The organism is Chitinophaga sp. YR627, from assembly GCF_900114995.1.
Taxonomy (GTDB): domain Bacteria; phylum Bacteroidota; class Bacteroidia; order Chitinophagales; family Chitinophagaceae; genus Chitinophaga.
Map to the genome: position 1 here is coordinate 87,124 of NZ_FOUX01000004.1, position 20,067 is coordinate 107,190.

General features: G+C 45.9%; 20 protein-coding genes. 8 read left to right on the forward strand and 12 right to left on the reverse strand.

The window, feature by feature from the left end; translation table 11 throughout:
* Positions 1-190 precede the first annotated feature (190 nt).
* The 4 genes from recG to tgt form a co-directional block, all read right to left on the reverse strand.
* Entirely contained in the window at positions 191-2,302 is a 2,112-nt protein-coding gene (gene recG / locus BMZ72_RS20935; RefSeq protein ID WP_089811678.1) for an ATP-dependent DNA helicase RecG, read from the reverse strand.
* A 100-nt stretch (positions 2,303-2,402) separates the two neighbouring features.
* A complete protein-coding gene (locus BMZ72_RS20940) occupies positions 2,403-3,722 on the reverse strand; it encodes a citrate (Si)-synthase, eukaryotic (RefSeq protein ID WP_012794480.1) in 1,320 nt (439 codons plus the stop codon).
* A 195-nt stretch (positions 3,723-3,917) separates the two neighbouring features.
* On the reverse strand, positions 3,918-4,997 hold the full coding sequence (locus tag BMZ72_RS20945) for an LptF/LptG family permease (protein WP_089811679.1): 1,080 nt from the start codon (positions 4,995-4,997) through the stop codon (positions 3,918-3,920).
* A 22-nt stretch (positions 4,998-5,019) separates the two neighbouring features.
* Positions 5,020-6,150: a tRNA guanosine(34) transglycosylase Tgt gene (tgt, locus tag BMZ72_RS20950; protein WP_089811680.1), complete on the reverse strand. Its 1,131-nt coding sequence runs from the start codon at positions 6,148-6,150 to the stop codon at positions 5,020-5,022.
* 194 nt (positions 6,151-6,344) lie between these two features.
* Here tgt and BMZ72_RS20955 point away from each other — a divergent pair, with 194 nt between their 5' ends.
* From BMZ72_RS20955 to BMZ72_RS20975, 5 genes are all read left to right on the forward strand, one after another.
* Positions 6,345-7,478 (forward strand): glycosyltransferase, encoded by a 1,134-nt coding sequence (locus tag BMZ72_RS20955; RefSeq protein ID WP_255373254.1) that lies wholly within the window; start codon positions 6,345-6,347, stop codon positions 7,476-7,478.
* Positions 7,479-7,583: 105 nt separating this feature from the next.
* Entirely contained in the window at positions 7,584-8,207 is a 624-nt protein-coding gene (rsmG, locus tag BMZ72_RS20960) for a 16S rRNA (guanine(527)-N(7))-methyltransferase RsmG (protein WP_089811682.1), read from the forward strand.
* A gap of 134 nt (positions 8,208-8,341) precedes the next feature.
* Entirely contained in the window at positions 8,342-8,899 is a 558-nt protein-coding gene (locus BMZ72_RS20965; RefSeq protein ID WP_089812382.1) for an RNA polymerase sigma factor, read from the forward strand.
* 11 nt (positions 8,900-8,910) lie between these two features.
* A complete protein-coding gene (locus BMZ72_RS20970) occupies positions 8,911-9,309 on the forward strand; it encodes a hypothetical protein (RefSeq protein ID WP_177222875.1) in 399 nt (132 codons plus the stop codon).
* Positions 9,310-9,347: 38 nt separating this feature from the next.
* Positions 9,348-9,557, forward strand: coding sequence for a hypothetical protein (locus tag BMZ72_RS20975; protein WP_089812383.1), 210 nt, complete (start codon positions 9,348-9,350; stop codon positions 9,555-9,557).
* A 121-nt stretch (positions 9,558-9,678) separates the two neighbouring features.
* Here the strand turns inward: BMZ72_RS20975 and BMZ72_RS20980 are convergent, their stop codons facing one another.
* The 7 genes from BMZ72_RS20980 to BMZ72_RS21010 form a co-directional block, all read right to left on the reverse strand.
* Positions 9,679-9,882, reverse strand: a complete 204-nt coding sequence (locus BMZ72_RS20980) for a hypothetical protein (RefSeq protein ID WP_089811683.1) — start codon at positions 9,880-9,882, stop codon at positions 9,679-9,681.
* A complete protein-coding gene (locus BMZ72_RS20985; protein WP_177222876.1) occupies positions 9,879-10,832 on the reverse strand; it encodes a zeta toxin family protein in 954 nt (317 codons plus the stop codon). The genes BMZ72_RS20980 and BMZ72_RS20985 overlap by 4 nt, the downstream gene beginning before the upstream one ends.
* 157 nt (positions 10,833-10,989) lie before the next feature.
* Positions 10,990-12,876: a M1 family metallopeptidase gene (locus BMZ72_RS20990; RefSeq protein WP_089811685.1), complete on the reverse strand. Its 1,887-nt coding sequence runs from the start codon at positions 12,874-12,876 to the stop codon at positions 10,990-10,992.
* Between the two features lie 38 nt (positions 12,877-12,914).
* Positions 12,915-13,583: a 16S rRNA (cytidine(1402)-2'-O)-methyltransferase gene (gene rsmI / locus BMZ72_RS20995; RefSeq protein WP_012794490.1), complete on the reverse strand. Its 669-nt coding sequence runs from the start codon at positions 13,581-13,583 to the stop codon at positions 12,915-12,917.
* 107 nt (positions 13,584-13,690) lie between these two features.
* Positions 13,691-13,936 carry a phosphoribosylformylglycinamidine synthase subunit PurS gene (gene purS / locus BMZ72_RS21000; protein WP_089811686.1) on the reverse strand — a complete coding sequence of 82 codons (246 nt, stop codon included), beginning with the start codon at positions 13,934-13,936 and terminating at the stop codon, positions 13,691-13,693.
* 48 nt (positions 13,937-13,984) lie between these two features.
* Positions 13,985-14,758 (reverse strand): CDP-alcohol phosphatidyltransferase family protein, encoded by a 774-nt coding sequence (locus BMZ72_RS21005; RefSeq protein ID WP_089811687.1) that lies wholly within the window; start codon positions 14,756-14,758, stop codon positions 13,985-13,987.
* Between the two features lie 83 nt (positions 14,759-14,841).
* A complete protein-coding gene (locus tag BMZ72_RS21010; RefSeq protein ID WP_089811688.1) occupies positions 14,842-16,134 on the reverse strand; it encodes an aminopeptidase P N-terminal domain-containing protein in 1,293 nt (430 codons plus the stop codon).
* Between the two features lie 480 nt (positions 16,135-16,614).
* On the opposite strand from BMZ72_RS21010, the gene pckA reads away from it, so the two are divergent.
* Both pckA and folD read left to right on the forward strand, forming a co-directional pair.
* Complete coding sequence (gene pckA / locus BMZ72_RS21015; RefSeq protein WP_089811689.1) at positions 16,615-18,216, forward strand: phosphoenolpyruvate carboxykinase (ATP); 1,602 nt, start codon at positions 16,615-16,617, stop codon at positions 18,214-18,216.
* Between the two features lie 156 nt (positions 18,217-18,372).
* Positions 18,373-19,257 (forward strand): bifunctional methylenetetrahydrofolate dehydrogenase/methenyltetrahydrofolate cyclohydrolase FolD, encoded by an 885-nt coding sequence (folD, locus tag BMZ72_RS21020; protein WP_012794495.1) that lies wholly within the window; start codon positions 18,373-18,375, stop codon positions 19,255-19,257.
* Here the strand turns inward: folD and BMZ72_RS37025 are convergent.
* Positions 19,254-19,388, reverse strand: coding sequence for a hypothetical protein (locus BMZ72_RS37025; protein WP_255373255.1), 135 nt, complete (start codon positions 19,386-19,388; stop codon positions 19,254-19,256). The two genes, folD and BMZ72_RS37025, sit on opposite strands and share 4 nt — an antisense overlap.
* On the opposite strand from BMZ72_RS37025, the gene BMZ72_RS21025 reads away from it, so the two are divergent.
* On the forward strand, positions 19,387-20,016 hold the full coding sequence (locus tag BMZ72_RS21025) for a 7-carboxy-7-deazaguanine synthase QueE (protein WP_089811690.1): 630 nt from the start codon (positions 19,387-19,389) through the stop codon (positions 20,014-20,016). The two genes, BMZ72_RS37025 and BMZ72_RS21025, sit on opposite strands and share 2 nt — an antisense overlap.
* Positions 20,017-20,067 lie beyond the last annotated feature (51 nt).

The following is a 20,067-nucleotide window of genomic DNA, read 5'->3' on the forward strand; positions in this document are numbered from 1 at the left end:
CAGACGACGGTACATTTGTTACCGCAATAACAGCGCCAATTCACTTTGCAATGCAGTTTGCAGTTCATCTTTGTAGTATCATCCCCAAAAACACCGGCATTAATATAGATGGCGGAAACGTGCCGGAGTTTAAAAGAAGTCTATATACTAATTAACCGGGGCGCATTTGAATAATAAACGTAAAAGTGGCTCAGGAAATTTTACTCCACTGAGATTTTCCTTGCTGTGCGGCAAGAAACTGCTGTAAGGATTGATTCTCAGGCAGTGACAGATCCGGGTCTTCCTGTAATAATTTCTCTGCGCTGGCGCGGGCAGCTTCCAGAATGGGGCGATCTTCCACTATATCGGCCAGTTTCAGGTCAATCAGACCGCTCTGGCGGGTACCTTCGATATCTCCGGGACCTCTCAGTTCCATATCTTTTTCGGATATCACAAAACCATCGTTGGTCTGCACCATCACCTGTATCCGCTCTTTGGAGTCAGCGCCGACCTTATTGCCGGTCATCAGGATACAGAATGACTGCTCCGCCCCCCTGCCCACACGTCCGCGTAGCTGGTGCAGCTGTGACAGTCCGAAGCGTTCGGTACTTTCGATCACCATCACCGAGGCATTGGGCACATTTACGCCCACCTCGATCACGGTGGTCGCGACCATGATCTGTGTATCTCCCTTTACGAACCGCTGCATGTTGGTTTCCTTCATATCCACGGGCTGTCTGCCGTGTACCATGCTGATATAGTACTGAGGTTCAGGGAAAAAGGCTTTCACTTCTTCATACCCTTTCATCAGGTTCTCATAATCAAGCGTCTCAGAATCTTCAATCAACGGATACACGATATAGGCCTGTCGTCCTTTGCGTATTTCTTCTTTTATAAAATCCATTACCTGCGGCCGTTGAAATTCCGTCCGGTGTACGGTGGTGATCGGTTTACGGCCGGGTGGCAGTTCATCGATGACAGAGACGTCCAGGTCTCCATACACGGTCATCGCCAGTGTACGGGGAATAGGAGTAGCTGTCATGACAAGAATGTGGGGGGGCATGGTGTTTTTCTGCCACAGCCGGGCGCGCTGTGCCACACCAAAACGATGTTGCTCATCTACGATGGCCATTCCCAGATTTTTGAACACTACCTGTGGTTCCAGCAGGGCATGTGTGCCGATCAGGATGTGAATTTCCCCCTCTTCAACTGCCTTCAGGATCTGTTTACGGGCTTTCCCTTTGACATTACCGGTTAACAGGGCTACTTTGACCGGCATTTGCGCCAGCAGTTCGGAGATACTTTTATAGTGCTGTTGTGACAGAATTTCCGTAGGCGCCATCAGACATGCCTGGAAGCCATTATCTACGGCCAGCAGCATGGTCAGCAGGGCCACCATGGTCTTCCCGCTACCTACATCCCCCTGAATCAGCCGGTTCATCTGGCGACCGGTAGCGGTATCCTGACGAATTTCCTTCAGCACCCTTTTCTGGGCGCCTGTCAACGTAAATGGTAAGTGTTCGTTGTAGAAAGTAGTAAAAGCATCCCCCACGGTGTTAAATACAAAACCACGGGAGGACTGCTGCCGTCTGATCTTCAGGCGGCAAATCCTGATCTGCGCAATAAACAACTCTTCAAATTTCAGCCTCCGGCGGGCCAGATTGGCATCCTCTTCATTGGCTGGCAGATGAATCTTAAAATGTGCTTTTGCCCTGTCCATCAGCCTGTATTGGTGCAGGATAGAGCTGGGAATATTTTCAGGGATTTCTCCCGGGGACAATTGTTCGAGCAGGTTTTTTGTCAGCTTACCAATCGCTTTTGCTGTCAGTCCGCGGGCTTTCAGCTTCTCTGTGGTAGAATATACCGGTTCCAGAAATTGTTTTCCTGTTGCCGTTTCTTCTGTGACCAGATCCATTTCCGGATGAGACATCTGCAGGTAACCATTGAAAACGGCGATCTTGCCGAATACGAGGTAAGCCACATTCATTTGCAGGGATTTCTCCACCCATTGCCATCCCTGAAACCAGACCAGGGAAATCTCCCCGGTTTCATCCCGCAGGGTAGCCACCAGTCTTTTTGCCCGTTTATCACCAATCACTTCCATCCGGGTGATCTTTCCGCGGATCTGGACATAATCCATCTGCATATGCAGCGTGATGATCTTTTCCACGTTGGTGCGGTCCACATATCTGAATGGGAAATAATACAACAGGTCTCTGAAAGTATGTATACCGACCTCTTTGCGCAGCAATTCGCCACGCTGCGGTCCGACTCCTTTCAGGTATTCTATCGGGTTGGATAATATGGCGTTCCTAAAGTCCATTGTCTACGATCCACAAACTGTTTCTCTTAAGCAGGCTACAAAAATAAAAGGTAAATAGCATATGCTATTTACCTTTCAGCAATTTATTGGTAAATGTCGCTTATTCAGCTTCTACTTTACCGGCAACGAACTGTTTCATCCATTCGGTTGTAACAGATTTCGGTCTTTCCAGAGAGAATCCGAGGGCACGGTCCCAACACAGGGAAGCCAGTACACCCAGGGCTCGTGATACACCGAATAATACGGTATAGAATTCATATTCTACCAGACCGTAGTGAACGAGCAATGCACCGGAATGTGCATCTACGTTAGGCCATGGGTTTTTCACTTTACCCAGGCTTTCCAGGATCGGTGGTACTGTTTCGTACACCAGCCATACGATTTTCACCAGTTCATCGTCAGCGAGGTGTTTCTTCGCAAACTCCATCTGAGCGGTGAAACGAGGGTCTGTTTTACGCAATACGGCGTGACCGTAACCTGGTACTACTTTACCTTCAGACAGGGTCTTACGAACGTAATCTTCGATCTGCTGTTTGGTAGGAGAACCACCACCCAGTTCTTCGCGCATTTCCAGGATCCACTTGATCACTTCCTGGTTAGCCAGACCGTGTAACGGACCAGCCAGACCATTCATACCAGCTGCGAAAGACAGATAAGCATCGCTCAGTGCAGAACCTACCAGGTGGGTAGTGTGCGCACTTACGTTACCACCTTCGTGGTCAGCATGGATAGTCATATAAAGACGCATCAGTTCTTTGAACCCTTCGTCTTCATAACCCAGCATGTGAGCGAAGTTACCAGCCCAGTCCAGCAGACCGTTTGGCTGAATGTGAACGTTATTTTTGTATTTGCGGCGATAGATATAAGCGGCTATACGTGGCAGACGTGCAATGAGGTCCATTGAATCGTCATACATATAGCTCCAGTAGTCTTTTTTGTTCATCCCTTCCGCGTAAGCTTTTGCGAAAGTAGATTCTGTCTGTAATGCCATTACACCTACGGTGAACATTGTCATCGGGTGAGCGCTCACCGGCAGTGCATCGATAGCGGCAAATACATGGTTAGGTACATGGGAGCGACGTGCCCACTGGTTAGACAGGTGTTGCACATCTGCCTCCTCAGGCAGCTCTCCTATCAACATCAGGTAAAATAATCCTTCCGGTAAGGGCTCAGCGCCACCTTTTACTTTTGGCATTTTCTCACGCAGTTCAGGGATTGAATATCCGCGGAAACGGATCCCTTCATTTGCGTCCAGTAATGATGTTTCTGTCACCAGACCAGTGATGCCGCGCATCCCCTGGTAAACCTGTGCCAGTGTAACATCCTCTATCTTCATATCGCCATGGTTCTTCACGAGGTCCTTTACTTCCGCATTGAGCTCATCGGCCTTTACCTTGAATTTTTCTTTTATATACCCCATTTTAAACTGTTGATTAGGTAATGTAACAAAAATCGGATCAAGTCTCAAAAGTAATGATTTGTTGAAAACTTAGCTGCTTACAATCATAGTTTTACAGGTAGCAATAAACTTCATAACTTTCAAACAACTGATTACCAATATACAAATAAGTGAATATTAATGATTACGCAATAAATTAAAGAAATGTGAAATTTTCTATTTCGGCGCTCTCAGGTATAGCCAGAAGGCTAATCCGCCGAAGAGGAAGTTCGGAATCCATACTGCCAGCAAGGGATTCAGGTCTGCCTTGATGGAAAATACCGTGGAAAACTGCAGGAAGATAATATAGCTGGCGCTAATCACGATTCCGACAGCCAGGTGCAGACCACTACCTCCTCTTACTTTTTTGGAAGCAATAATCCCGCCGATCAGGGTCAGGATCACCACTGCTCCGGAGGAAGCGGTACGTCTGTACTTTTCAACGTAGAATGTATTTAAACCCTCTGCTCCCTTCAGCTCCTCCCTGGCAATATAGGTATCCAGTTCGGGAGTTGTCATCGCTTCCTGAATATTTTTCTCTTCATACATCTCCTTCGGATTCAGCGGGATCTTGATAGTCGTATCCGTTTTTGACCACCAGCGCTCTTTCAGACCATTGATGGAACGCATGGTCACATAGTCCAGTTTCCATTTTCCGGTGGTAGAGTCCCAGCTGATCCTGTCAGCCTTCATCTTGAATTTGATATTCTGGGCACGTACATCTTCATAGAGGAAGTTACTACCGCTTTTGTAGTTGGGGTCATAAGAACCGAAGGTCACATAAGTAAAGCTGTCCACACGGATGGTTTTGTCATACATGTTGAGCTGTGCCTTCTTCTTATGCACATATTCTGCTTCAAATTTGGTCCTGATCTTATTGGCGAGAGGTACAGTCCAGCGGTTCCCCAGCCACAGCAGTCCCCCAAAGAGGAAGGCGCCTACCCAGTAAGGGCGCAGGAAACGACGGAAACTTACCCCACTACACAGAATGGCAACGATCTCAGTGCGATAGGCCATTTTGGAAGTGAAAAAGATCACGGAAATGAAAATGAACAGGGGAAACAACAATGCAGCGATATGCGGGATAAAACCGAAGTAGTAATCTACCACAATCGTGTAAAAAGACAGGTTGTTGCTCATGAAGTCATCGATCTTCTCCGTCACGTCTATCACCACGGAAATGACGAGCAGGATCATGAGGGAGTAAATGAAGGTACCTATGAACTTACGTAGGATATACCAGTCTATCTTTGTCATATAACGGCAAGATAATATAAATCTAAAGTCTTTGTTTCAACTGTGGCACCATACTATTTTTCCAGGAGGCATAGTTTCCGGCAAGGATCTGTTTCCTGGCTTCCTGTACCAGTTCCAGATAAAAAGCAATATTATGGATACTTGCCAGCTGCATCCCCAGGATCTCGCCTGCGGCAAATAAATGCCTCAGATAAGCCTTGGTGTAGCGGTTACTGGCGAAGCAGGGGCTGTTTTCATCGATTGGCGTGAAATCAGTCGCCCATTTCTTATTTTTTATATTGATCACCCCGTTCCAGGTGAATAACATACCATTACGTCCGTTACGGGTCGGCATTACACAGTCAAACATATCCACACCCAGGGCGATGTTTTCCAGGATATTCCAGGGGGTACCCACGCCCATCAGGTAACGGGGCTTTTCCTTTGGCAGAATATCGCATACCAGTCCGCACATTTCGTACATATCCTGCTCCGGCTCACCTACGCTCAGACCACCAATCGCGTTTCCGGCACATTCACGGGCGGCGATTTCGGTTGCTGAAATGGTACGGAGGTCTTTATAGGTACTACCCTGCACGATCGGGAACAATGTCTGTTCATGACCATACACAGGCTGTGTTTCTGTAAGGCGTTTGATACAGCGGTCCAGCCAGCGATGGGTCAGTTCCATGGATTTTTTGGCGTAGCGGTACTCAGAAGGGTATGGCGGGCATTCATCAAACGCCATAATGATATCGGCGCCAATGGTACGCTGGATGTCCATTACATTTTCCGGTGTGAAAAGATGGCGGGAGCCATCGATATGGGACTGGAAAAGGCATCCTTCTTCCTTTATTTTCCGGTTAGCTGCCAGGGAAAACACCTGATAACCACCACTATCCGTCAGCATAGGTCTCTCCCAGCCATTGAACTTGTGCAGTCCGCCGGCCTGTGACAACACCTCCATACCCGGACGAAGATACAGGTGATACGTATTACCCAGAATGATCTGCGCTTTTACATCATCGCGCAACTGCTCCTGCGTCACTGCTTTTACACTACCTACCGTGCCAACCGGCATGAAAATAGGCGTTTCAATTTTCCCATGGTCAGTGGTAATCAACCCTGCCCGGGCTTTACTGTTGCTATCTGTTGTAGTAAGTTCAAAAATCATCTTGGTATACTGAAAGCTTGAGGCTGTTCCGGCCGTTTTTCAGGGGGCAAAAATAAGGGGAATTATGCAGAACGCCGCATCGGGGGCTGTCATGCAATCTGACGGTCATCCGGAAAAAGCCCCTGCCGGGCCCTAAAAATCTTTTTTTCCACAGGACTATACAGATAATCAAAAACGTATATATTTGCTATGCTATGTTGTATAACTTGGGCTTGATAGCCTTTTACGCTTTTGCTACCGTGGCAGCCATACAAATATTGTATTACCTGATCTTCTTTTCCCGCGTAGCTTTTTATCGCCGTACCTTCGAAAGTGAAGTCGATCCGGACGCGGAGTGCTCCGTTATCATCTGCGCCAAAGACGAAGAGCTGAATCTTCAGAAAAACCTGCCGGCTGTGTTACAACAGCGCTACCACGGCAAAAAGAAGCCAGCCTACGAAGTGATTGTCGTAAATGACAATTCCGAAGATGACACCAAATATTACCTTCGCTCTATCGAACCCGGTTATCCTCATTATCGCCATATCGAGATCAAACAGGCCGCCAAGTTTATTCCCGGCAAAAAATTCCCGCTCTCTATGGGCATCCGCACCGCCAAACACGATAACATACTGCTGACTGATGCTGACTGCAAGCCGTCCAGTACGTATTGGCTGTCACTCATGAGCCAGGGATTTACCGACGGGAAAGAGATCGTACTGGGCTACAGTCCGTATGAGAAAAAACCTGGTCTGCTGAACAAAGTGATCCGTTACGAGACATACTTCAGCGCTTTACAATATCTCTCTTTTGCCCTCAGCGGCATTACATATATGGGTGTAGGCCGTAACCTGGCATACAAACGTGAACTGTTCAACCGTCATAAAGGCTTTACCGCCCACCATCATATTGCTTCCGGCGACGATGACCTGTTTGTAAATGCAGCGGCCACCCGCCACAATGTGAGTGTGGTGATCGATAAGCAGGCATTTACCTACTCTGAGCCAAAGACGACCTGGAGAAAATGGTTTCAGCAGAAGACAAGACATATGTCCACCGGCAAGCACTACCGCTTTGGTCACAAAGTACTGCTGGGCTTATTTTCACTGACACATTTCCTGTTCTATCCGTTGTTCATTGGCTGTCTGTTCTATGAACCACTGCGGATCTATACACTGAGCGTTTTCGGAGGAAAACTGTTATTACAGTCTGTCATCTCCTTTATGGCTATGCGTAAGCTGGATGAGGGAGACCTCTTTAAATTCAGTTGGTTTATGGACTTTTTCATGTTCGTTTATTACCTGTTCCTGACGCCAGCCCTGATGTTCAAGTCCAAGAACAGATGGTAAGGAGTCTATAAAATTTTTATATGAACGGCTGTCTCAACAAGGACAGCCGTTTTTTATTGCAGCAAGCTCTTTACATTTGCACCAATTTACAGCGCATATAATATCATGGAGATCGTACTTAAATACTTTTCAGACTTTACGGATACACAGTTACAGCAATTACAGGCATTGAGCGGGCTTTACCAGGAATGGAACGAGAAGATCAATGTGATATCCCGTAAGGATATTGATGCACTGTATGAGAAACATGTGTTGCATTCGCTGAGCATTGCCGCTGTGGCTGACTTTCCGAATGGTATGCAGATACTGGACCTGGGTACAGGTGGAGGCTTCCCCGGCATTCCGCTGGCGATCTTCTTCCCGGAAGTACAATTCCACCTGGTAGATTCTATCGGAAAGAAGATCAAAGTGGTAGAAGGCGTATCTGAAGCCCTGGGACTGAAAAACGTGACCTTTAAGCACTCCCGTGTGGAAGATATCAAAGACCGTAAGTTTGACCTGGTGGTATCCCGTGCAGTTGCCCCCCTGAAGGATTTATGGCGCTGGGCCAAGCCGGTACTGAAAAAAGCGCCTGCCCATGAGCAGCAACCCGGATTGATCTGCCTGAAAGGCGGTGACCTGACCGAAGAAATCGCAGAAAGTGGTGTTCGTCCCCAGCTTACCAACATCTATAAACTGTTCCCGGAGGAATTTTTCCAGGAAAAGCATATTGTTGTTGTAAATAAATAACTGATAATCAACCTACATACTAAAATAGCGCCAAAAATCTTACAAAAACTTAGTAAACTGTAAAATATCGATACTGTTTTTTCGTCTCCCTTATTAAGATGAAAGAATTGCTCCTTAAAAAAACGCCTCTGGCTATGGCTGCAGAACAAAACGAGCGCATCCAGGAAACGGTGCGACAGGAGCGCAAACGCTTGCTTCATTTTATCCGGAAACGGGTCAATAATGTAGCTGATGCAGAAGATATCCTGCAGGATGTATTTTACCAGTTTACAGAGTATTCACGTGTGGGTAGTCAGATAGATTCTATCACTGCCTGGCTTTTTACAGTTACCCGGAATAAGATTACCGACTGGTTCCGTAAAAAACGTGAGTCTACCTTCAGCGAGCATACCCGCGAATATGATGGAGAAGAAACCTTATTCCTTTCAGAAGTGATAGCTGACCCGGGTGCGCTGAGTGATGCGCCCATGACCCGTAAAGTAATAGCTGAGTCTATTATGGAAGCTGTCGATGAATTACCGGAAGAGCAACGTTTTGTGTTCCTGCAACATGAAATTGAAGGCAAGTCCTTTAAGGAGATGTCTGCTGAAACTGGTGTGTCCGTCAACACCTTATTATCCAGAAAAAGATATGCAGTGCTTTTCCTCCGGGAACGGCTGGCGGAACTGTATAAAGACCTTTTACAAGATTAAAAACATTATATATGAGACGTGCACCCAATGTATCCAAGATTGCACATGTATTCAAGTTTATCCTGATGGCCTTCGTCTTCTGTTGTGCAGTCGGTTTTTCTGTACAATATCTGTGGAACTGGCTCATTCCGGAACTGTTCCATGGTCCTGTCATCACCTTCTGGCAGGCACTGGGCCTTTGTCTGCTGGGTAAACTGATCTTCGGCTGGCATGGTAGCGGCGGAGCGCCATGGGGTGCAAGAGCCAAACAAAAATGGCGCGCACGTATGATGGAGAAAATGCAGCACATGTCAGAAGAAGAAAGAGAGAAACTGCGTGAAAAGCTCCGTCGTTGCACCGTAGGTCCTCGTTGGGGACAGAGCCCTTTTGATGATGAAAAACAGGAGTCTAAAACCGAAACCAATCTGTAATGCATAGCATAGCCATAAACCACCTAATACCGTTTGACATGATAGGTATATTCAAAACCAATATCGCGACGAAGGAAGACCGGCAAACTATTCTGGAAGCGATCCGTGGCCGGTTTGAAGTAGGTCAATGTCACGTAGATCTTGAAGATTGTGATAAGGTATTACGTATCACGGAAATGAAAGCCGGGGAAGATGAAGTGATCAGTTTTGTGAAGGGGAAAGGCTTTGATTGTGATGTGTTAGAATAACAAGCTCGTTTTTTTTGATAGATAGACTATTGTTCATTTGTTTCCATGATAAAGGCGGCACTGCAAAGAGCCGCCTTTGTCTTTTTATGAGTGCCTCTTCGGCTTGATCTTTCACATACATTTATGCTTGTTTTTCTGCCAACAGTCTTTTGGTTATTTTCAGCATTCTTTCAGCTTCTAACGTTTCATAGTTATACAGATAAGCCATTACTTCGTCATGTTTTCTTACATGCAGATTTCTGGCAATAAATGCCTTCTTTCTTTGCGCCGGAGACTGATTCCTGCGTGATTTCGATGCATTGCGATTTGATTTACGGAAACTCATGATATTGCTAATTTAAAATTGTTTGGTTGTTGCTGATACAATCTTGCAGGATTATTTCCCTTAAAATCAATCAGTTTATAAGGTTGGTTCCTGGGTACATCTGAAGAAACGGCTCCAAAACTGGATATAACATTTTGTTTCATATTCCTTAGCATGTAGTAGTTGAGACAAGGATCATTACTATATCCATCAAATATCAGACTTAGTGGGACATATCGTCCGGTTTCATTAAATCTATGCAGCGCCCTTATTGTAGCATCTTTTCTGAAAAGTGATACCAGCGTCAGGTGCACTTCATATCCAGCTAATTTATAAGTATTACAAGTTTTAAGGACTGAATATTTATCTGATCCTATTTTGGGAACAACTACATTATATTTCATTTGAATGGCCGTTTCATAAACGGATAATATTTTCTTCGGATTATTTGCAAAACCGTTTACTATCTCGCTCGACTCATCATGAACAATTGTCGCGCCCCACGCATAGTTAGAAAATTCTGGCAGTTTACGTTTGGCAAAATCAGGATCTATAATAAGGGCTCCAAATTTTTCCGAAATAGAAACAGCAATAGATGATTTTCCGGAAGCGGGCAATCCAATCAGAATATATGCCTGACTGTCCCTTTTTACTCCACTGTGAGGAAGTGCGCCTCCATTCCCGAGACTAATTAAGTCATCGTTCTCTGGTCTTGTCAACGTCAGTAATTCCTGAATTATTTGCTTCCGCAAAGCCCACCTTTTGTTTTCCTCTTTGTAATTTCTGTCCCTGAATTTTGTATTGACAAGCGTTTGTGATTGAGTATCTGAATCATCTACTCCTTTTTCTCCCTGAATTATTTTATAAGCGATATCACTGCTTAACTGAGAATAATCTAACTCAAGAACCTTTGTCAAAAAATGTTCTACCTGGTCCTGGTCCTGTAATGTTCTGGCGTAGTTCCGGCTCATAGGCAATATTGGTATGGTTAACATGTTTTATCTAACAATATTACGCGAATCCTTATCCACATTAGGTTAACGTCAGGTTAATACATTCATTTTTCTTATATAAAAAAACGCTGCTTCACATTGCGAAGCAGCGTTTCAATTTTATCATCCCCAATCACTATTGCTCAAACTCGTTATTACTTCTGTTCAGATCAGCCATACGTTCACTCGGATCGATCTCCGCCTTTTTGATCTCACTCATCGGCATATCAATTTCCACATCGTATGTTCTGTTTGTCCATGGCCAGTAGTCATGCACTACGCGTTGTACTGCTGCATCTTCATTTGGTTTCGCACCAAACATCAGCGACATTGGAACATAGTGCATTACCTGTTTACCATCTTTACCTGTGATCAGTAGATCAATTGGCATCGGCATGTTATCCACACGACGTAGTCTTATAACTGTTTTACCATTGTTTTCAAACACGCTGTCGATGCTGTAATCAATGTGTTTTGTGCTATACACAAAGTACTGTTTGTACCAATCCAGCTGAAGACCACTTTCTTTTTCCATGATGCGAATGAAATCATTCACATTCGGATGTTTAAAACGCCATTCCCAATAGTATTTCAACAGACCTTTATCACGTGCTTCCGCACCGATGATATAACCCAGTTGCTCGAGGAATACAGCTCCCTTTGAGTAAGCAGTCAGACTGTAACCATAGTTGGTATTATAGTGATCTGAGTGTGTACTCATCGGTTCTTCATAACCACTTCTTACGAGGGCGAAGTAACCGTTGTAGGCACTTGTCTGTGCGGAAGGTGATTTTGTTGAATCGAGTGTATGATATACCACATTGTTTTCTGCGAAGGTGGTAAAACCTTCATCCATCCATGGATACAGGCTTTCGTTCGTGCCCAGCATACCCTGATACCAGGTGTGCATCCATTCATGTGCAGCCAGCCCATACAGTCCTTCCAGTTTACCATTACCCATGATGAGCGTAGCCATTGGATATTCCATGCCGCCGTCACCACCTTGTATAAAGGAATAGCTTTTATATGGATAGGGACCGTAATGTTCTTTGATGTATTTATAAGCCGTTGGAATCATTTTAGCGAAGGTCGGCCAGGTTTCTTTTGTTGTCTCATTCTCTATGTAGAAGAAGTGAGCAGTGAAACCATCCACCTGCTGTGTGATATGCTTGTAATCAGGATCAGCAGCCCATACGAAATCATGTACGTTCTGTGCAGAGAAGTGCCAGGTCAGTTTATTACCAGCTGGACGCAATACTTTACTGCCCGCCATTTCATAACCATAGCCGATCTGGTTAGGGTTCTGTAAATAACCGGTAGCGGCAACGACATACTTCTTATCGATAGCGATCTTCACATCATAATCACCCCAGATGCCGTAGAATTCACGTGCAATGTATGGTGTAGGATGCCATCCTTCGTAGTCGTATTCACACATTTTAGGATACCACTGTGCCATGGAATAATCTACTCCTTCAGAGTTGTTACGACCACTACGGCGGATCTGTACAGGCACCTGCGCCTCAAATTCCATATCGAATGTAGCAGTCGCATGTGGCAGGATCGGCTTGGCCAATGGCACTTCCAGGATGGTTCCGATCACGTTATAGGGCTGTGCAGCACCATCTCTTTTCAGGGAAAGTATTTTCTGATAACCGATCTGGTCAGGTTGCAGTTTAGAAATACGATCGGTAACACGTCCATCCCAGTCACGTCTTTCATTACCGTTCTTATCTCTGTACAGCACCGTTTGTCCCAGTTCGCGGCTACGTACATCCATCATACTACCTGGCTGAAATGCATTCCAGTACAGGTGATAGAATACCTTGTAAAGCGTATCAGGAGAGTTGTTGGTGTATTGCAGTTTCTGCTTGCCACTGAAGCGGTTAGCCGCAACATCCATATTGATGTCCATTGTATATTTTACTCTCTGCTGCCAGCGGTCTGACTGGGCTTTCGCACCTTGCCAACCCGCAATAAGCAGGCAAGCCAGCAGACATTTTGTTACTGTCGTTTGCGTCATCCTGAATTCTGTTTATGTTAATTGAGTTGTTTAACGGTTTACGATTTTCCTTCTACGATCAGCACGATTTCTCCTTTCACACCTTTTTCGGCGAAGTAATCATGTACTTCCTGTAAAGTACCTCTTTTATTTTCTTCAAACATCTTTGTCAACTCGCGACTCACGCAACACTGGCGCTCCGGACCAAAATAAGTGATCAGATCGGCCAGGGTTCTTACCAAACGCATAGGCGATTCATAAAATACCAGTGTACGCTCATCCGTAGCCAGCTGTGTGAACAAAGTATGCCGCCCTTTTTTTAGTGGAGGGAATCCTTCAAAGGAGAAACGGTTCATAGGAATGCCACTGTTGACAAGTGCGGGTACAAACGCAGTGGCTCCCGGCAGACATTCCACCGGTATGCCCGTACGGATACATTCACGTACCAGCAGGAAGCCGGGATCAGATACGCCGGGCGTGCCTGCATCTGTGATCAGGGCCATGGTCTTGCCACCCTGTAACTGTTGCAGGAGGTGCTGGAGTACCTTATGTTCGTTATGCTGATGGTAGGGAGTGATCGGCTTATTGATATTATAATGCTTCAATAAGAACCCGGAGGTACGGGTATCTTCCGCCAGTATCAGTGCAGCGTCTTCCAGCACTTTTACCGCACGGTAAGTAATATCGGCCAGATTGCCTATGGGAGAAGGAACGAGATATAACTTCATACAACTACGAATTACAAATTACGAATTACGAATGAAATGCAGCGATGATGATAGATGCTATAAGCTCATTCGTAATTCGACATTCGTAATTCGTAATTGCTGTTTTATTAGTGGATGCTAACTTCAAAAGATTCCATCACCTGGTTAGCCAACAGTTTCTGACAGGCATTTTCCGCCAGTTGTTGTGCTTCTTCTTTAGTAGCAGCTTCTATCTGAAGGGTGATGTGTTTGCCAATTCTCACGTCATGTACATTACCGATGCCAAGGTTCTTTAAACCACTCATTACGGCTTTGCCCTGAGGGTCCAGTAATTCTTTCAGCGGCATCACATTTATATGTGCAGTAAACGTCATGTTTTGAAAAATTTGACGCAAACCTAAGACATAAATCCCAAAAAACCACTACTTAGCGGCGCTTCCGGTCGCAGGTTTTGCCACCAGTGACAGCAAAACATAACATACAAAAACAAACGGAACAGTCGCAAACTGCAGGAAAGGAATAGCGATCAGTGACAGTGCCACCAGTAAGAACCGGGCCCAGTTAGGCTTGATCTGCAAACTCTTGAACTTCAGGCTGAGCATTGGAATCTCTGCTACCATGAGGTAACACAGCAGGGCAATAATGGTATAAAGCACCCAGATGTTCTGTAACCAGTGCGCCAGATTGAACGGATTGTACATGATGATCATCGGGAAAGAGGCTACCAGTAATCCTACAGCCGGTGTCGGTATACCGATAAAGTTCTCTGACTGACGGGTATCCAGGTTGAATTTTGCCAGTCTGTAAGCTGCAAAACAAGGTACCAGTAAAGCCGGCGCCAGATTCACATAAGACACATCAAATACGTCAGGCATACTCATGTATGCGCTTCTCAACAGGCGGAACAGCATCATACCAGGTACCAGCCCGAAACTCACCATATCAGCCAGTGAGTCCAGCTCACGGCCAAACGGCGATTGCAGTTTGAGCCATCTGGCTGCCAGGCCGTCGGTAAAGTCAAATAAGGCCGCCAGTACCACCATGGCAGATGCCCAGTACATAGGTGCAGGGTTGGTAACCAAATACTCTCCCCCGTTAAATTCCGCTCTGTATTCAGGAGAATGCAGAATGTAAATAACGGCAAGAGCACCACAAAACAGGTTGCCGAGCGTCAGGATATTAGGAAGTTGCTTCATCTGTATTCAAGCCGATCGTCTATGAAGGGTTTCTCCATAGACGATCGCACATTTTAGCATTAAATATTTAGTAAATATATATACTATTTCTTCATCAACGACTCTATCTCGTCAGCAGTAATAGGAATATTCTTCATCAGGTCCACATTACCACCTGCTGTCAACCATACATTGTTCTCTATACGGATCCCCATTTTCTCTTCCTCAATATAGATACCTGGTTCTATGGTCATCACTGAATTCTCAGGGATCGGCTGGTGGAAGGACGGTCCGAGGTCATGTACACCTACGCCCAGATGGTGTGAAATACCATGATACAGATATTTACGGTACGCTGGTACTTCAGGGTCCTGATTCTTAATGTCTTCTTCTTTCAGCAGACCGATCTTCACAAACTGCTTACCGGCTTCCACTCCTACCATTTCATGGTATTTCGCAATGGTAATACCCGGACGGAGGATGGTTTTAGCATAGTTATGCAGGTGCAGACAGGCATCATATACCTCACGCTGACGGGCGGTGAACTTACCATTTACCGGTACGGTACGGGTAAGATCAGCATTGTAACCACCATAAGCAGCGCCGAAGTCCATCAGGATCAGCTCTCCGTCTTTACACTCCTGATTGTTGAATATATAATGGAGAATGCGTGCACGGTCGCCACTGGCGATAATAGATCCGTATGCCTCTCCATCAGCCCTGTTACGCAGGAACTCATGAAGGATCTCAGCATGGATCTCATGTTCCCATACGCCGGGACGGATAAACTCCAATAAACGGCGGAACGTCTTTTCAGTAATATCGATCGCTTGTTGCAGCACTTTCACTTCTTCTGGCGTCTTTACCGCACGCAGTTGCTTGAATATAACGGCTGCACGCAGGTAATTATGCAAAGGATAACGGCTACGCATTTCTTCTGCATAACGGTAATCCCTTACAGGCACCAGACTTGATTTTCGGTTATTTTCGTTGGTATTCAGATAGATGTTGGTAACATCATGGATCCAGGGTTGCAGCATGGCATCCAGACTATCCAGCCATACAACGGTAGAAATACCGGAAACAGCCAACGCCTCATCTTTACGCAGTCTGTGACCATCCCACTTTTCCTTCAGTTCATTCGGACGTACCAATACCAGTACTTCCCGGAACTTAGGATCAGGATTATCAGGATATAAAATGACCATCGTATCCTCCTGCTCAACACCGGTCAACCAATACAGATCAGCATTCTGCTGGAATTTATACAACGCGTCCCCATTCGTCGGCAATTCGTCATTGGAATTGATGATGGCAATGGAATCCGGCTGCATGGCAGCAATAAAGCGCTGGCGATTCTTAATGAAGATCTGAGAGTCTAATGGTAAATTTTTCATATTCTTTTTTTACGGTGGCGTTCAAAAATGCGCGTCAAACCTACTGAAATTTCACAAAACGCCCCCTTGTCTATTATGTAGTCAAACTGTTAATGTTTGGATGTGGCCTGGCCGTCGCAGACTCGTCGCTAGTTCGTCCACTCTTCGTCCGGCGACTTGTTGCCAGTCATTTTACCTGGTACCTGATAAAGCCGGCCAGATTTTCTCACGGAAAAAGAACGATTAATAATAACAAATATAGCATAACATCTACCGGACTGTAATATAATGAAATATGCAGGGGCTTTACCGGGAATAAGCGTATGACACGCACTTAATTTTTTACTCATTCCTGCAAAACAGACAGATCCATTTTAGAAATCTATCAAACAAACAACCATTTAGCAGTTACATTTTCTAAATTTATTCAAAACTGCGGGCTTTAATTTGATAATATCAAAAAAGCACTAGATTTGCTTACTACACCAAAACAATCTTACCATGCAAGTCAGCAGTGTAAGGAATCCTGTTGCCGACCTATTAGAGCTGGGTATACGGCAGACGAGTCATATTTTCTATCAGTTAGAGCCAACAGAACTTATTTCGCAAACTGTGGCTCTCGGACAGGGCGCTATCCTCAGCAACGGCGCCCTTGCAGTGAACACCGGACAATTTACCGGAAGGTCTCCAAAAGACAAATTTATTGTAAAAGACGCGCTCACAGCGTCCACTGTCAACTGGAATGACTTCAACATTCCATTCAGCCCGGAAAACTTTGACAAACTGTATGACCGGATCACCCGTTATTTTGCGGGTAAAGACGTCTGGATGCGGGAAGGTTATGCCTGTGCAGATCCCTCCTATCGTGTCAATATCCGTGTCATTACAGAATCGCCCTGGGCTAACCTGTTTGCCTACAACATGTTCCTGCGCCCTTCAGAAGAAGAACTGGAAGACATTCACGCAGACTGGACCATCATTCAGGCACCGGGATGTCTTGCAGATCCGGCCACTGACGGCACCCGCCAGTCTAATTTTGCGGTAGTTAACTTCTCCCGTAAATTGATCCTTATCGGCGGCACCGCTTACACCGGTGAGATCAAGAAAGGTATTTTCACCATCCTCAATTACATTCTGCCACACGAACATGGCGTACTAAGTATGCACTGTTCTGCCAACCTGGGCGCCAAAGGCGATACCGCTATTTTCTTCGGATTGAGCGGTACTGGTAAAACTACGCTCAGCGCTGATCCGGACAGAAGACTGATCGGGGATGATGAACACGGCTGGTCGGCTGATAACGTCTTCAATTTTGAAGGAGGCTGCTATGCGAAGTGTATAGACCTCAGCGAAGAAAAGGAACCGCAGATCTTCCATGCGATCCGCGAAGGCGCTTTACTGGAGAATATCATGTGCCATCCGGGTACCAGCGACGTCAACTACGCCGATAAGTGTATCACGGAAAACACAAGGGTATCCTATCCCCTCCATTATATCGACAATGCAGTTATACCTTCCGTAGGTGGCGTACCGGATAATATCTTCTTCCTGACATGTGATGCTTACGGCGTATTACCGCCTATCTCCCGGCTCACGCCGGAACAGGCGATGTACCAGTTCATTTCCGGTTACACAGCCAGAGTAGCAGGTACGGAAACCGGCGTTACAGAACCAACCACTACCTTCAGTACCTGCTTTGGAGCGCCTTTCCTGCCATTACATCCTGTACAGTACGCCTCCCTGCTTGGTGAAAAACTACGCCAGCATAAGGCTACCGTCTGGTTGATCAATACCGGCTGGACCGGTGGATCATATGGTACCGGTCAGCGTATCAGGTTGTCCTACACCAGGGCCATGGTAAGCGCCGCACTGAACGGACAGCTGGATAAACTGGCTTATAAAGACCATCCGGTATTCGGTGTCTCTATTCCGGAATCCTGTCCGGGCGTGCCTTCCGAGATACTGGACCCACGCAATACCTGGGCAGATAAATCTGCCTACGATCAGCGGGCTAATGAGCTGGGAGTGAAGTTTGTACGCAATTTTGAGAAATATGCGTCACAGGCAACACCGGAAATTTTATCCGCTTCTCCAAGAATTTAGTTATATTGGGCAACCTTAGCCTGCCTTTAAAATTTCCACTACTATTACAAGTTCTGATATGTACAGGTTTTCCTGTAGCAAAACAAGTGACCTATTCATTATGTATGGCAGGGAACTTGTTTTGCGGAACTTGAAAGGAAATACCTACCTTTGCGCATGCAAATTTTAGACGGTAAACTTGTTTCAGCGGCTGTTAAAGCCCAATTGGCAGATAAGGTAACTGAATTGAAAGCGTTGGACAAAAAAGTCCCTCACCTGGCAGCCATCCTGGTAGGTAATAATCCCGCCAGCGAAACTTACGTGGCATCAAAGGTTAAATCCTGCGCCGAAATTGGTTTCCACTCCACCCTTTTACGTTTCGACGAGAAGATTTCTGAAAAACACTTACTGGACAATATCACATTACTCAATGAAAATGCAGATATTGACGGTATCCTCGTACAACTTCCTCTTCCAAAACATATCAACGAAGAACTGGTGATCAACGCAATTGATCCCAGCAAGGACGTAGACGGTTTCCACCCGATGAACGTAGGTAAAATGGTAATCGGATTACCTACCTACATTCCTGCGACTCCTTATGGCATCATGCTGATGCTCGAACACTATAACATTCCTACAAAAGGAAAACATGCAGTAGTGATCGGACGCAGCAACATCGTAGGTACGCCTATGAGCGTCCTGCTGAGCCGTAACGCGAATCCTGGTAACTGTACCGTAACGCTTACACACTCTCAGACCGCTAATCTGAAAGAACTTTGCTTACAGGCAGATATCATCGTTGCAGCGATCGGTCGCCCGAACTTCGTAACAGCTGATATGGTGAAAGAAGGCGCTGTTGTGATCGACGTAGGAATCAATCGCATCGAAGACGCAAGCAAAAAGTCTGGCTTCAGACTGGTAGGCGACGTTGATTTCAATGCAGTAGCACCTAAGACCAGTTTCATCACACCGGTTCCGGGAGGAGTAGGTCTGATGACCATCGCAGCCCTGTTGAAAAACACGTATAACGCTGCAAGCCAGAAAGTAAATATGAATTAAACAATATCCTGTAAAACGCTTAACGCCTTTTGCAATGCCAGGATAGGTTCACTGTCCGCCACAGGCGGGAAGAGAATACTGCCGCCGGCAAAGCGCGTTAAGCGTTCTGCATTTTCGTAACTTTGTAACATGTCAACTATTACAGCCGATACCGCCACATCTCTTCAGCTTCCTGTCATGGAACGTTTCTATACCCTTCAGGGGGAAGGTAACTACCAGGGACAGGCCGCTTATTTCATCCGCCTCGGCGGGTGCGATGTAGGCTGTCACTGGTGTGACGTGAAAGAAAGCTGGGACGCTTCCCGTCACCCGCTTGTCGCTATCAGCGAACTCGTGAGCGATGCTGCTGCACATCCGGGACGTATTGCCGTTATCACCGGTGGTGAACCCCTGATGCATAATCTCGATGCATTGACCGATGCGCTGCATGCAGAAGGCTTCCGTACACATATGGAAACCTCCGGCTCCTCTCCACTCAGTGGACACTGGGACTGGATCACCCTGTCTCCCAAAAAATTCAAAGCTCCGCTGCCTGAAATATGTTACGTTGCGCACGAGCTGAAAGTCGTGATATTCAATAAAAGTGATTTTGCCTGGGCAGAAAAGTATGCCGCACTGGCTGGCCCGCATTGTAAACTATACCTCCAGACTGAATGGGATAAGTCCGCTCAGATCATGCCACTTATTATCGATTACATCAAGGAAAATCCAAAGTGGCAGCTTTCTCTGCAAACGCACAAATACATCAATGTTCCCTAAGAACCACATCCATACATCATTTTAACACATTACATTTGTGCTTTTTTTCAT

Coding starts and splice junctions, on each gene's coding strand:
- recG (WP_089811678.1), bottom strand. CDS start 2,302: ATGGACTTTAGGAACGCCATATTATCCAACCCGATAGAATACCTGAAA.
- BMZ72_RS20940 (WP_012794480.1), bottom strand. CDS start 3,722: ATGGGGTATATAAAAGAAAAATTCAAGGTAAAGGCCGATGAGCTCAAT.
- BMZ72_RS20945 (WP_089811679.1), bottom strand. CDS start 4,997: ATGACAAAGATAGACTGGTATATCCTACGTAAGTTCATAGGTACCTTC.
- tgt (WP_089811680.1), bottom strand. CDS start 6,150: ATGATTTTTGAACTTACTACAACAGATAGCAACAGTAAAGCCCGGGCA.
- BMZ72_RS20955 (WP_255373254.1), top strand. CDS start 6,345: ATGTTGTATAACTTGGGCTTGATAGCCTTTTACGCTTTTGCTACCGTG.
- rsmG (WP_089811682.1), top strand. CDS start 7,584: ATGGAGATCGTACTTAAATACTTTTCAGACTTTACGGATACACAGTTA.
- BMZ72_RS20965 (WP_089812382.1), top strand. CDS start 8,342: ATGGCTGCAGAACAAAACGAGCGCATCCAGGAAACGGTGCGACAGGAG.
- BMZ72_RS20970 (WP_177222875.1), top strand. CDS start 8,911: ATGAGACGTGCACCCAATGTATCCAAGATTGCACATGTATTCAAGTTT.
- BMZ72_RS20975 (WP_089812383.1), top strand. CDS start 9,348: ATGATAGGTATATTCAAAACCAATATCGCGACGAAGGAAGACCGGCAA.
- BMZ72_RS20980 (WP_089811683.1), bottom strand. CDS start 9,882: ATGAGTTTCCGTAAATCAAATCGCAATGCATCGAAATCACGCAGGAAT.
- BMZ72_RS20985 (WP_177222876.1), bottom strand. CDS start 10,832: ATGAGCCGGAACTACGCCAGAACATTACAGGACCAGGACCAGGTAGAA.
- BMZ72_RS20990 (WP_089811685.1), bottom strand. CDS start 12,876: ATGACGCAAACGACAGTAACAAAATGTCTGCTGGCTTGCCTGCTTATT.
- rsmI (WP_012794490.1), bottom strand. CDS start 13,583: ATGAAGTTATATCTCGTTCCTTCTCCCATAGGCAATCTGGCCGATATT.
- purS (WP_089811686.1), bottom strand. CDS start 13,936: ATGACGTTTACTGCACATATAAATGTGATGCCGCTGAAAGAATTACTG.
- BMZ72_RS21005 (WP_089811687.1), bottom strand. CDS start 14,758: ATGAAGCAACTTCCTAATATCCTGACGCTCGGCAACCTGTTTTGTGGT.
- BMZ72_RS21010 (WP_089811688.1), bottom strand. CDS start 16,134: ATGAAAAATTTACCATTAGACTCTCAGATCTTCATTAAGAATCGCCAG.
- pckA (WP_089811689.1), top strand. CDS start 16,615: ATGCAAGTCAGCAGTGTAAGGAATCCTGTTGCCGACCTATTAGAGCTG.
- folD (WP_012794495.1), top strand. CDS start 18,373: ATGCAAATTTTAGACGGTAAACTTGTTTCAGCGGCTGTTAAAGCCCAA.
- BMZ72_RS21025 (WP_089811690.1), top strand. CDS start 19,387: ATGTCAACTATTACAGCCGATACCGCCACATCTCTTCAGCTTCCTGTC.
- BMZ72_RS37025 (WP_255373255.1), bottom strand. CDS start 19,388: ATGTTACAAAGTTACGAAAATGCAGAACGCTTAACGCGCTTTGCCGGC.